The organism is Terrisporobacter vanillatitrophus, assembly GCF_051148895.1.
Classification (GTDB): Bacteria; Bacillota; Clostridia; order Peptostreptococcales; family Peptostreptococcaceae; genus Terrisporobacter; species Terrisporobacter vanillatitrophus.
The window spans coordinates 3,963,082-3,976,684 of sequence record NZ_CP154625.1; the positions used below are offsets into that span (position 1 = coordinate 3,963,082).

General features: G+C 28.3%; 13 protein-coding genes. 2 read left to right on the forward strand and 11 right to left on the reverse strand.

The annotated features are described in order from the left end of the window. Positions 1–89 precede the first annotated feature (89 nt). Positions 90–1,319 (forward strand): aminopeptidase, encoded by a 1,230-nt coding sequence (locus tag TVTCOM_RS19365; protein WP_434797834.1) that lies wholly within the window; start codon positions 90–92, stop codon positions 1,317–1,319. A gap of 225 nt (positions 1,320–1,544) precedes the next feature. Here TVTCOM_RS19365 and TVTCOM_RS19370 read toward each other — a convergent pair whose 3' ends face one another. From TVTCOM_RS19370 to TVTCOM_RS19390, 5 genes are all read right to left on the reverse strand, one after another. Next, positions 1,545–3,938: a homocysteine S-methyltransferase family protein gene (locus TVTCOM_RS19370; RefSeq protein WP_434797835.1), complete on the reverse strand. Its 2,394-nt coding sequence runs from the start codon at positions 3,936–3,938 to the stop codon at positions 1,545–1,547. Continuing rightward, positions 3,928–4,635 (reverse strand): vitamin B12 dependent-methionine synthase activation domain-containing protein, encoded by a 708-nt coding sequence (locus TVTCOM_RS19375; RefSeq protein WP_434797836.1) that lies wholly within the window; start codon positions 4,633–4,635, stop codon positions 3,928–3,930. The genes TVTCOM_RS19370 and TVTCOM_RS19375 overlap by 11 nt, the downstream gene beginning before the upstream one ends. A gap of 1 nt (position 4,636) precedes the next feature. Then, entirely contained in the window at positions 4,637–5,092 is a 456-nt protein-coding gene (locus tag TVTCOM_RS19380; protein ID WP_434797837.1) for an S-ribosylhomocysteine lyase, read from the reverse strand. Positions 5,093–5,248: 156 nt separating this feature from the next. Continuing rightward, positions 5,249–6,109, reverse strand: a complete 861-nt coding sequence (locus TVTCOM_RS19385) for an NAD-dependent epimerase/dehydratase family protein (RefSeq protein WP_434797838.1) — start codon at positions 6,107–6,109, stop codon at positions 5,249–5,251. 194 nt (positions 6,110–6,303) lie between these two features. After that, complete coding sequence (locus TVTCOM_RS19390; protein WP_434797839.1) at positions 6,304–6,432, reverse strand: hypothetical protein; 129 nt, start codon at positions 6,430–6,432, stop codon at positions 6,304–6,306. Positions 6,433–6,747: 315 nt separating this feature from the next. Between TVTCOM_RS19390 and TVTCOM_RS19395 the strand changes: the two genes are divergently transcribed. Next, on the forward strand, positions 6,748–7,116 hold the full coding sequence (locus TVTCOM_RS19395) for a zinc ribbon domain-containing protein (protein WP_434797840.1): 369 nt from the start codon (positions 6,748–6,750) through the stop codon (positions 7,114–7,116). A 64-nt stretch (positions 7,117–7,180) separates the two neighbouring features. Here TVTCOM_RS19395 and TVTCOM_RS19400 read toward each other — a convergent pair whose 3' ends face one another. From TVTCOM_RS19400 to TVTCOM_RS19425, 6 genes are all read right to left on the reverse strand, one after another. Next, the gene (locus TVTCOM_RS19400; protein WP_434797841.1) at positions 7,181–8,947 is read right to left on the reverse strand and encodes a sensor histidine kinase; all 1,767 of its coding nucleotides are present in this window, start codon (positions 8,945–8,947) and stop codon (positions 7,181–7,183) included. Between the two features lie 189 nt (positions 8,948–9,136). After that, entirely contained in the window at positions 9,137–9,478 is a 342-nt protein-coding gene (locus tag TVTCOM_RS19405) for a zinc ribbon domain-containing protein YjdM (RefSeq protein ID WP_434797842.1), read from the reverse strand. Between the two features lie 210 nt (positions 9,479–9,688). Beyond that, the gene (gene fsa / locus TVTCOM_RS19410) at positions 9,689–10,336 is read right to left on the reverse strand and encodes a fructose-6-phosphate aldolase (RefSeq protein WP_434797843.1); all 648 of its coding nucleotides are present in this window, start codon (positions 10,334–10,336) and stop codon (positions 9,689–9,691) included. An 18-nt stretch (positions 10,337–10,354) separates the two neighbouring features. Continuing rightward, positions 10,355–11,281, reverse strand: coding sequence for a transketolase family protein (locus TVTCOM_RS19415; protein ID WP_434797844.1), 927 nt, complete (start codon positions 11,279–11,281; stop codon positions 10,355–10,357). Positions 11,282–11,292: 11 nt separating this feature from the next. Beyond that, entirely contained in the window at positions 11,293–12,105 is an 813-nt protein-coding gene (locus TVTCOM_RS19420) for a transketolase (RefSeq protein WP_434797845.1), read from the reverse strand. Positions 12,106–12,180: 75 nt separating this feature from the next. After that, on the reverse strand, positions 12,181–13,551 hold the full coding sequence (locus TVTCOM_RS19425; protein WP_434797846.1) for a PTS ascorbate transporter subunit IIC: 1,371 nt from the start codon (positions 13,549–13,551) through the stop codon (positions 12,181–12,183). Between the last annotated feature and the right edge of the window lie 52 nt (positions 13,552–13,603).

Consider the following 13,603-nt stretch of genomic DNA (forward strand, 5'->3'; position numbering starts at 1 on the left):
GTTTATGAATGATTATTATTAATATGATTAAAACTAGAATATAATATTATAATAGGATTGTTACTATATTTTATAATTGGAGGATTAAAATGGATTTTAATACAAATTTAGAAAAATATGCTGAATTGGCAATTAAAGTTGGGATAAACATTCAACCAAACCAAACTCTACTTATTAGAACTCCAATTGAGTGCGCAGATTTTGTGAGACTTGCGGTTAAATGCGCTTATAAAAATGGCGCTAAAAATGTATTTGTAGAGTGGTCAGATGAAGAATGTTCTTTATCAAGATACTTATATGCACCAGACGAGGTATTCAATGAGTTTCCTAGATGGGTATCAGATCAATACGTTGATATAGCTAAAGAAGGAGGAGCTTTTTTAAGCATTCATGCTGCAAATCCTGATTTACTTAAAGATGTAGATCCTGAAAGAATAGCAAACTATCAAAAGGCTTCTGGAATAGCATTAAAAGAATGGAGATCTTATACATTAACTGACAAGTGTAAGTGGAGTATAGTTTCTGTTCCGACTAAAGCTTGGGCTCATAAAATCTTCCCAGATGTATCAGAGAAGGAAGCTATTGATAAACTTTGGGATTTAATATTCAAATGTACAAGAGTTGATAACGAAGATCCTATTGCTGCTTGGTACGAACATAATAAAAACTTAAAAGAAAAAACTACTTTTTTAAATGAAAAGAATTTTAAAACATTAAAATATAAATCAGCTAAAACAGATTTAACTATTGGTTTACCAGAAAATCATACTTGGGAAAGTGGCGCTTCTATAGATCCTACTGGTGTTAACTTTAATCCAAATATGCCAACAGAAGAAATTTTCACTCTTCCTCATAAATATGAAGTTAATGGTGTTGTACATAGTTCTAAGCCTTTAGTTTATGGTGGAAATGTTATAGATGATTTTTCTTTAATAATCAAAGATGGAAAGATTGTAGAATGTTCTGCTGCTAAAGGAGAAGAAACATTAAAGAATCTTATTGCAACAGACGAAGGTTCTCACTATTTAGGAGAAGTTGCTCTAGTTCCTTATTCATCACCTATATCAGATACTAACGTAGTATTTTATAACACATTATATGATGAAAATGCATCTTGTCACTTAGCTCTTGGTTCAGCTTATGCTACTTGCATAAAGGGTGGTGCTGATTTACCAAAAGAAGAGTACGACAAATATGGTATAAATGATAGCTTAACTCATGTTGACTTTATGATTGGTTCTGCTGACTTAGATATCGTTGGGGAAACTTATGATGGTCAAACTATACAAATTTTCAAAAACGGAAATTGGGCATTTTAATTACAATTAAACAAAATTAAAAACTTGCTTAAAATAAAAAGAGGCTATAAAATAGCCTCTTTTTATGTTGACGAGAAATTTTTAATTTTGTTTAATCTAAAATAGATTAATTATTATTTAATATTAACATATTAAAACAATTTATAATATATATTTTGCTTATTTTAAGTATATAAAATTATAAACTGCATTTATATTTTAACATATTACTATATTTTTTTTCAATTATATTTTGTTATTAAAATATATTTTAGCAATCTCTACTGCAGATTTTGCATCTTTAGAGTAATAATCCGCATTTATCTTTTGTGCATATTCTTCAGTAACTACTGCACCACCTACAAATACTTTTGCATTAATTTGATTTTCTCTTAATGCTGATATTGTTTTTTTCATATTTTCTACAGTCGTAGTCATTAAAGCACTAAGTCCTATAAGCTCAATATTTTCTTCCTTAGCTCTTTTTACAACCTCTTCAATAGGAACATCTTTGCCTAAATCAATAACTTCATAACCATAGTTCTCAAGCATTATTTTCACTATATTTTTTCCTATGTCGTGAATGTCTCCTTGAACAGTAGCAACTATTATTTTTCCTTTTGAGGACGTATTATTACTTTTGCTTAATCTTTCTTTTATAATATTTAAAGCAACTTTTACCGTTTCTGCTGATTGTATCATCTGTGGTAAAAATAACTCTCCTTTGTCATACTTAGCTCCTACAACATCTAATGATGGAATTAACACTTGGTCTAAAACATAATGTTCATCTTTTGAGTTTAAAATTTTTAAAGTTAAGTCCTTTGCTTCTTCTTTTAAACCTCTTTCAATAGCATCTTCTAGAGTTAAATTCTCATTATTTTTGTTTTCTTTTTGTTTTCTCTCTTTAGAAACATCTCTAAATTTTTCAATATATTGTAAACAGCCTTTATCCATATTATTTATTACTTTATAAGCATATATAGATTCTACCATTACTCTATCTTCTGTATTTATTATAGGTAAATCTAAACCTGAACCTAATGCTAAATTTAAGTAAGTATTATTTAAACCTTGTCTATTAGGTATACCAAAAGATATGTTTGAAACACCTAATATAGTTTTACAACCTAATTTATCTTTTACCATTTTTATTGCTTTAATTGTTTCCATGGCTTCATCTTGTTGAGCAGATACAGTAAGAGAAAGGCAATCTATAAAAATATCTTTTCTTTTTATTCCATATTGCTCTGCTCTTTCAACTATTTTTTTAGCCACATTAAATCGACCTTCTGCTGTATTTGGTATTCCATCTTCATCTAAAGTTAATCCTACTACACAAGCCCCATATTTTTTCACAAGAGGTAATATAGCTTCTAAAGACTTTTCTTTCCCATTTACAGAGTTTACTATTGTTCTTCCATTGTAATATCTAAGACCTGCTTCTAAAGCCTCTATATTGGAAGAATCGATTTGTAAAGGGGTATCCACAACTTCCTGTATACCTTTTATTACTCTTTTCATGGCTTTTTCTTCATCTAATTCCGGTACTCCAACATTAACATTTAAGATTTCTGATCCTTCTTTGCTTTGTTCTAGGGCTAAATTTATTACATAATCATTGTTTCCACTAGTGTATGCATCTATTAAAGGTTGTCTTCCTGTTGGGTTTAGCCTTTCTCCTACTATGGATGGTCCTTGTATGTCTACATATTTTGCAGCAGAACACACAATAGTTGATTCTTTTCTTTTAGGTTCTTTCTTTTGTAACTTATCTATATTATCGCAAATTTCCTTAATAAAGGTTTCATTAGTTCCACAACATCCGCCTATAATAGATACTCCTAAATCAACAAATTCTTTTACTCCTTGGAAAAATTCTTTTGCAGTCATTTTATATACAGTTTGGTTATTTTCAATTACAGGTAAACCTGCATTAGCTTGAACTATTACAGGAATATTTGCTAACTCTGTAATTATTTTTACTATTGGTAGAAGCTGTTTAGGTCCAAGAGAACAATTAACACCAAGTGCATCTACTCCTAATCCCTCTATAGTGGCAACCATAGCCTCAGGTAAACATCCTGTAAAACTTCTTCCATTTTCATCAAATGTCATAGTGCATATGACAGGTAAATTTGTATTTTCTTTTGCTGCAAGAACTGCAACTTTTGCCTCATAAAGATCCATCATTGTTTCTATTATAATTAAATCTGCACCACTTTTTTCACCTTGTATAGCTTGCCTTTTAAATATTTCATAAGCTTTATCAAAAGATAAAGTTCCCATAGGCTCTAACATTTCTCCTATTGGGCCAATATCTAGCGCAACAAATCTAGGCTTACTTTTATCACTTTCATCTATTGCTTGTCTTGCTATTATAATAGCATTATTAATTATTTCTTCTACTGTATATCCTAAGTTAGTAACTTTTAATTCATTACATCCAAATGTATTTGTAGTTAATACATTACAACCCGCTTCTAAATACTTTTTATGTATTTTTAATAATTTATCAGAATTTTTCATCCCAAATATTTCTGGATTATCTCCAATAGGAAGGCCTTCTCTTTGAAGCATTGTCCCCATTGCACCATCAAATATTAGTAAGTTATCTTTTAAATATTCTTTAATTTTCACAACTATTGCCCTCCTTCTTATAATCACAATTATGTCTATTGCTACAATTCTCACAAGATTTTTTAGTATTAGTAATTCCTTTATGAGAAACTCCAATTAAAGCTACTACAGATTTTCTTGGAATCATTATTCCACTATTTGTTACAGTTAATCCTATTTCTTTTTGACTATTTAATAAATTATTAATATCAACATTTTTTTCTATGGGTAAATCTCCATATCCAGGACTATATCTATAAGTTATATATTTATCTTCTTTTAATAATTTTTTTGCTATATTATTTTGTACTATATCACAAACTTCCTCTATGGCCGCTGTAGCACAAGCATCTACAATGATTCCCTTCGTTAAATCTGTGTAAGTTAATTTTCTAATCTCTCTTTCTATTTCTAATCCTAAAGTAGCACTCATTAATATACATTCATCACATTCTAATAATAAATTATGTATGTCATCACTTTTTAAAGTAAGGTTAGCCCCTTCTAAATAAACTTCACTCTTTACATCAGATAATTTTAACTTTTTTATTTTATATTTTCTAAATATAAATCTTGGATTTATAATTTCCCTTGTTTTCTTAATACATTGTTTAATTTTCTCTGATAAATTATACTCTATATCTTGATTCTTATATTGTAAATATCTTAAAACTTCTCTCTCATCTATTTCAATTAAGTCTTTAATATTATCTATCATATTATTTTCCATAAATGTTCAAAGAGAACCCTTCTTCTAATACTTTTTTTGCATACTCTTGAGCTCCAAATAGAGATAAGTCCCTATAATTCCCACATTCTACTGCAGAAGCAGCTACCATCTCATTGGAGTTTATTACCTTTTGTAAAGCTCTTTCTAGTCCTGATTTAACTAAACTAGGCTCTACATTACCCCACATTATTAAATAGAAACCTGTTCTACAACCCATTGGTGATAAATCTATTATATTCTCTAATTCTTCTCTCAAATATGTAGCTAATAAATGTTCTAAACCATGTATAGCAGCTGTTCCAAAAGCTTCCATATTAGGTTGTAAAAATCTTAAATCAAATTTACTAACCTTATCTCCCATTTTCCCATCTAAAACGCAACATTTTCTTACATAAGGTGCTTTTACTTTATTATGATCTAACTTAAAACTTTCTACTTTTTCCATATTATAAACTCCTTATATCAAATTGTTAATATATTATTCTAAAATAACATTAATATTATTATAGTATTCTTTTTTACTTTTTTCATAAATATTTCTAATTTTCAGACAAAAAAGCCTTTACCATACAAAATGGTAAAGGCTAGTAATATTGTTATTTTATCCTATTTGCAATACTTTCTCTATTCTATCTTTTATACTTATCTTTTCTTGGTAAGTTCGTTTGTACCAACTATATAAAATTTCTATTCCATTGTTTAGTAATATATTTGGAATATACAATCCATGGTGTATTATTTTATCTATATCTAAATAATTACCTCCAAATATTTGTTTTATATCTGTATCAATAATATTTGAATCAGTATAATTAATATTAGCTTCTTTTCCTATAATTTCGCTACATGTTTTTATAAACTCTTCTAATGATATTAATTGAGGATTTGTAACATTATATACTTCTTTAATATGAATAGTTTTTAATAAGCTGAATAATACCTTTACAAAATCGTCTATATAAATAAATTGTGCTTTTAAATTACTATTTTTAGGGATTATTATTGGAATTGATTTTTCTATTTTATGAAAAAAATATGCTTCTTTAGATGTCTTACTTTTATCACCATATATATGAGATGGTCTAACTATAATATAAGGAATTGATGTATTTTGAATAAAGTCCTCTATCTTCAATTCTTCCTCTTTAATATTATTATCCTGATATGATATTACTATATATTTTTTCAGTGATTCATTGTTTAAACTTTCCATAAGTATTTTTGCATCTTCTTTATCTTTTATGCTTATATCATAGACATAATCATACTTCTTATCCTTTAAAACATTTTTTATCTCGTCTACATTCTTTCTATCACAAATTAAATGCTTTCTTACTCCTTCATAGTTAATCTTTTTAATTCCTTCAGTCATTATGTCCACATTATATTTGTTTTTAATTAAGTACTTAGCTAGTGATGAATCAATAAAATCACTGCCTCCCATAATTAAAACTGAACACATTTTTAATACATCCTCCTTTTATACCATAATAGTCCCCTATATATAATAGCATAATTTTCCATATATTAGACTTTGTTATTTTTTTAATTTTATTCTCTTATTTTTATATTTTTTACATTGTTTTTATTTATAAGTTTTTCACATATTGAGAAGCAATATTATGTATGTATAAAAAAGGATGAAACATAAAGTAATTATATTTCATCCCTAATATTATTAATTATTTCTTGTATTAATAATAAACTTTCTCTTTCTATTTCTTCAATATAATTGTGAATATAAATTCCATTTCCACAAGCATATACTTTTTCCTTTGAAGTCATATTATAATGTATTCCAACCATCTATAAGAATTTTTCTGCCTGGTATAATATTATCCCTAGCAAAAATTTTCTTTGCCATTCCTACAGTATATATGCCTGCCCATCTGCTTCTTACCATAGCTACAACTTTTCTAGATTCTTCTTTTAACTATGCCTAAAGATATTATTATAGAATTTATTATTTCTCATTCAGTGACAAATTCACATTTGCATATTATTTTACCATAAGCAGGGTTTGAATATACTATTTGCTCTTTTTAATATATCTAATTAATATTTTTATCCTATGGTATAATTAATATGGGAGTTGATATTATGTTTTTTATTGGTGGTATTTCCAATGGAGAAAAGAAGCTAGATTATATTCAAACTATGGTTTGTCCCATGTGTGGTTCCTTTGGTAGAATGGAAGTTTATATGACTTACATGTGTTTTAGCCTTTTCTTTATTCCCATTTTTAGATGGAATAAAAAATACTATGTTAAAAACACTTGTTGTAATAGTATTTATATTTTAAATGATGAATTGGGAGTAAAAATAAGTAGGGGAGAAAGCATACTAATTTCAGAAAATGATTTGCAATTAGTAAACTATAATCAACCTACTATAAATAGATGCTCAAGTTGTGGATACATAGGTAACGACGATTTTCAATATTGCCCTAAATGTGGACAAAAACTATAAAGTTTAATAAAAAATATAATGAACTATTGAACTTATTAAGCTCAATAGTTCATTATATTTTTTATTATATAGAGTATACATCTGAAAACTCTATATTACACTTATCTATCTTAGAATGATCCTCTATGGAGTGAACCATTACTTCTTCACTATATATTGTTTTTATAGGAATATAAAAAATAAATTCTACTCCAGATTCAACCTCTGTATTTAACCAAATTTCTCCATCATGCATTTCTACCAAACTCTTAACCAAATATAAACCGATTCCGCTACCTTCACTGCTACGTCTTAAGTGATTATCAACTTGTACAAATCTATTAAATATCTTTTTAGAGTCTTCTTGCGATATAGATGGACCATTATTTCTTAAATGGACAAATAGTTTACTTTCTTCATGGTTTACTTTTATATCAATTTCAATTTGCCCATCTTCACCTGTAAATTTAAGTGAATTAGAAATTAGGTTTAAAATTATTTTTTCCATAGCATCAGGATTACATGCCAAAACTATTTCTTCCTCTTCTGTATCAAAGGTTATGCTTTTATTTTTGTTTTTTATATAGTCTGCTGTAGATAAAACTATATCTTCAATAACATTAACTATATTATGGTTAGTCATTTGTAATTTTTCATATTTATTATCAATTTTTGTGGTATCTAAAATATTATTTACAAGTCTCAATACTCTATATCCATTTTGTCTCAATGTTTTTAAGTATTTAATTGTCTTTTCTCTATCTAAATTTATTTCATTATCTTCCATAGATGATATTAGTAGTTTTGCAGTCATCAAAATAATATTTATAGGTGTTCTAAATTCGTGAGACATATTTTCTAAAAAATTTACTTTTATCATTTCCGCATCTATAGCTTCTTCCAACTTTTCATTTTCACTTTGTAAATATTTAGCTCTTTCTTCAAATTTAATTAGTCTATGTCTTAATTTATTTTTAAATTCTATATTTATAATTAGTCTACTAATTTGTATACATAAATCATTTATAACTTCATCATAAACATTTGTGTATTTTGCATCATTTTCATAATATACGTACATTAATCCTATAAAGTCTTCTTTGCACCTTAAAGGAAATATTTTAAGTTTTGATTGGGATTCTATTTTGCTTCCTTCAATATAATTTTTCTTGAATATAAGGTTTAAGTCATCTCCCACATTAATATCTAATTTATCTCTGTATAATTTAGAAAATACATTATGATCTATAGGAATTTTAACATTTTCACAAAATATATTATTTTTATTGCAACTCAAATAGTTCTTCAAATTATCGCAATTTTTATCCAGCAAAAATAAGCTTATGCTTGTACTTTTTATCATTGAACCTAAATTATTTAATATCTTATATATGGATTGGGTATATTCCACATGCTCCAACTCTTCCATATTGCTAATAAACAAATTTTCTAATTCCTCGTTAATTTTTTTACTATAGCTGTATTCATTTGAAAATCCACTTATAAATTTTACATTTTTATTTTCATCTGTTATAGGAAATTTATATACTCTATAAAATTCATCCTCATCACTATAATATTCGTGCTCATAAAATAAGGCTCTTTTCTCTTCTAAAACTATTTTATCTGCATCATCACATTTATCACTAAACTCTTTAGGTCTAATTTCTTTATCCGACTTTCCTATTATATCCTTTTTATCTAGACCTATTTTATTAGCACCCCTTTTATTTATATAAACATATTTCCCATCTTTATCTTTCAGCCAAACTTCATGAGGTATGTGCTCTAACATGCATTCTAAATCCTCTATTGTATATAATCTTTGGTTAATTTGAGATTTTTTGTCCATATTCCTCTCCTTCAATACTTTTATATACTCCCTCTTTATTATACATTATTGTAGACTACAAGCTTATTATTTAAATAATACCAAAATACTAATTTTATAAAAAGACTCTATTTTCATTATTTATATATATTTAATTATTTTTTTGAAAATAAAATAAGAACTAGATTTAACTCTAGTTCTTATTTTATACTATGCTTTTTTTACAACGCTTGATTTTAGTTTCATAGCTCCAAAACCATCTATTTTACATTCTATGTCATGTCCATCAGTAGCATCAGGAACTAAACGTATACTTTTAACTTTTGTTCCTATTTTTATAGAAGATGAAGATCCTTTTACTTTAAGGTCTTTTATTACTGTTACAGCATCCCCATCATTTAATATATTTCCGTTTGCATCTTTTATTACATTTTCTTCTACAACTTCTTCTGTTTGAGGCCATTCATGAGCACATTCTGGACAAACATATAAAGTTCCATCTTCATAAGTATATTCTGAATTACATTTAGGGCAATTCGGATAATTTTCCATAATATTATTTCCTCTCTTTCTTATGTCCAATTCTTAAAATAGAATTTTTCATTATATAGCAGCTTTATAGCCTTTCATATTGTATCATATTTTTATGACTTAACAATATACATATATATAATTAGTTTATCTATTTTATAATTTTTTATATGGTATTCTACATTAAATAAAAAAAAGAGAGGAATTATTTCACTCTCTTTTATCTTAACGCTATTTTCCAAATGCTGCTTCATAATCCTTAACGAATTTTTCTATTCCGCTTGTAGTTAATGGGTGATTAAACATTTGGTTATATAGTTTATATGGTATTGTCGCTATATGAGCACCCGCTAAGGCACTTTCATGTACATGCATTGGATGTCTTATACTTGCTGATATTATTTCTGTTTGTATATTGTGTATTTGGAATATTTCACTTACTTGTGAAATTAAATCTATTCCTACCGTTCCTATGTCATCTAATCTTCCTACAAATGGACTTACATAAGTTGCACCAGCTCTTGCAGCCATTAATGCTTGTACTGCTGAAAATATTAATGTTACGTTAGTTTTTATTCCATTTTGAGATAATATTTTTACTGCTTTTAATCCTTCTTTACACATTGGTAATTTTATTACTATGTTTTCATGTATTTTAACTAATTCTTCTGCTTCTTTAACCATTTCATTGCATTCTAGAGCAATTACTTCTGCACTTATTGGTCCATCAACTATTTCTGTTATTTCTTTCATTGCAGAAACTATATCTCTACCTTCTTTTGCAATTAATGAAGGGTTAGTTGTAACGCCACATATAACACCTAATTCTGCAATTTCTCTTATTTCTTCTATATTTGCTGTATCTATGAATAATTTCATTTGCTATTTCTCCCCAAATTATCTAACTATATTTTTTACTGTTTCTTTTATATTTTCCACTGTTAATCCATGTTTTTCTAATAGAGCATCTGGACTTCCTGATTCTCCAAATACATCTTGTACACCAATCTTTTTAACTACTGTTGGTGCATTTTCACAAACTACAGCAGATACTCTATCTCCTAAACCACCTATAATTGAGTGCTCTTCAACTGTAACTATTCCTTTTGTTTCTTTTGCTGCCTTTATTATTATTTCTTCATCTATAGGTTTAATTGTAGCCATATTAATAACTCTTGCATTTATGCCTTCTTCTTTAAGCTCTTTTGCTGCTTTTAATGATTTGTGAACCATTATTCCAGTTGATATTATGGCAACATCATCACCAGCCATAAGTTCATTCCCTTTACCTATTTGGAAATCATATTCATCAGTATATATATCATCTAAAGCTATTCTTCCAAATCTTAAGTAAACTGGTGCGTCTATTTCTGCTGCTGCTTTAACACACTTACAAGCTTCTATATCATCTGCTGGAGATAACACCACCATATTAGGAAGTGAACACATAAGTGCTATATCTTCTATCGCTTGATGAGATCCTCCATCTGGTCCTACAGTTATTCCTGCATGAGTTGCTGCTATTTTTACATTAGCTTTTGGATAGCATACTGAGTTTCTTATCACTTCAAAAGCTCTTCCTGCTGCAAATACTGCAAATGTTGTAGTAAATGGAACTTTACCTGTACTAGCAAGTCCTGCTGCCATTCCAATCATATTTTGTTCTGCTATTCCAACATTAACAAATCTATCTGGATATGCTTTAGCAAACATTTCTGATTTAGTAGCTTTTGATAAATCCGCTTCTAAAACTACTATATCTTCTCTTTCTTTACCTAATTCTACTAATGTAGCTCCATACGATTCTCTAGTTGCTCTTTTCATCTAAACTCCCCCTATCCTATAATCTCCTCTATAGCTTGCTTAGTTTGATTTTCATTTGGTGCTGCACCATGCCAAGCTACATTATCTTCCATGAAAGAAACGCCCTTACCTTTTACAGTATTAGCTATTATACAAGTAGGTTTATTTTTTGTAGACTCTGCATTGTAAAATGCTTTTTCTAACTCTTCAAAATCATGACCATTACATTCAACCACATTCCATCCAAAATTAACTATTCTTTCTTTTAAATTATCATTTGGCATTATTTCACTTGTTCTGCCATCTAATTGAATTTTGTTATTATCTATGATAGCTACTAAATTATCTAATTTGTATTTATTAGCTGCCATCATAGCTTCCCATACTATTCCTTCTTGAATTTCCCCATCACCAAGAGCCACATATACTCTTCCATCTGATTCATTCATTTTATATCCTAAAGCTATTCCGCAAGCATTTGACATACCTTGTCCTAAGGAACCTGTTGATATGTCTACGCCTGGACATTTTTTTGCATCTGGGTGACCTTGAAGTATAGAACCTAATTGTCTTAAATTATTTAACTCTTCTTTATCAAAAAATCCTTTTTTTGAAAGTGTTGCATAAAGCGCTGGCGCTGCATGGCCTTTACTTAATACAAATCTATCCCTATCATCTGCCTTTGGATTTTTCACATCCACATTCATTTTTTCAAAATAAAGATATGTTAATATATCTATAACAGAAAGAGATCCTCCTGGATGTCCTGAACCTGCCTTATTTATCATTTGAATAATATCTTGTCTTAATTCTTTTGATATTTTTAATAAATTTTCTTTGTTCATCTAACCGTCCCTCCTTAATTATCCTGATTTTGGGTATAAAAATTGAGGAATAATAAATTCCTCAATTTTTATATATTAAGCTATTCCTTCAGCTTTATTTTCTTCTTTATTTTTAGACATAGCACTTATAACAACTAGTAATGCAAATATTCCTACTAAAACTGCTGTTAATCCATTTCCACCTATAAATTCTTGAATTTTCCCTAAGAATATACCTGCAACACCAAAGTCTGCATCTGAGAATGTAGAGTTTGCAAATCCTAAGTTACCAAGCACAGGTAATAATGCTATTGGTAAGAATGATATTAATATACCATTTGCAAATGATCCTATTATTGCTCCTCTTCTACCACCAGTTGAGTTACCAAATACTGCTGCAGTTGCTCCACAGAAGAAATGAGGTACAACACCTGGTATTATCATTATTAATCCTAAAGCACCCATAATCGCCATTGAAACTACTCCTCCTAAGAATGAGAATATAAATCCTATCAACACTGCATTTTGTGCATATGGGAAAACTATTGGACAATCTAGAGCTGGTTTTGAATTTGGAACTAGTTTACTTGATATACCTTTAAATGCTGGTACTATTTCATTAAGAACTAATCTAACACCATTTTGGATTAATATGAATCCTGCTGCAAATGTTAATGCTTGAATTAGTGCAAATACTAAGAAGTTGTCTCCACCTGATAATTTTGTTTCAACAAATTCTGGTCCTGCTGCTATTGCAACTATAACATAAAGAATTAACATTGTTATTGAAACTGATACTACTGAATCTCTTAAGAAACTTAAAGATTTTGGAACTTTCATTTCTTCAGTTGATTTAGAATTTTTACCAACAACTTTTCCTATTAATGCTGATAATGCATATCCAGTTCCTGAAAAATGTCCCATTGCTACTGAATCATTTTTAGTTATTTTTTTCATAAAAGGTTGTAACATTGCTGGTGATAATACCATTATTAAACCTAAAGCTAGTGAGCCTGTGAATATTAATTGTACTCCACTCATTCCACCTGATGCTAATATAACAGCTATCATGCAAGCCATAAATAAAGTATGATGTCCTGTTAAGAATATATATTTAAATTTAGTAAATCTTGCTATTATTATGTTTGCTACCATACCAAATGCCATTATCAAGGCTGTCGATGTACCAAATTCATCTATAGCCATTGCAACTATTGCTTCGTTATTTGGTATAACACCTGATATTTTAAATCCTTCTTCAAACATTACACCAAATGGTTCTAATGATCCAACTATAACTCCTGCTGCTGCACTAATTACAACAAATCCAACCATTGCTTTTAAAGTTGATTTTATTATTGTATCTACAGGCTTCTTTTGAAGCAACAAACCTATTAAAACTATAATACCTACTAATACTGCTGGTTCAGATATAAAATCTACTAGCACTTTTAAAAATCCTGTCATTTTAACTTCACCTCATTCTAATTTTTAGTAAAACGTTTTTACAACTATTATT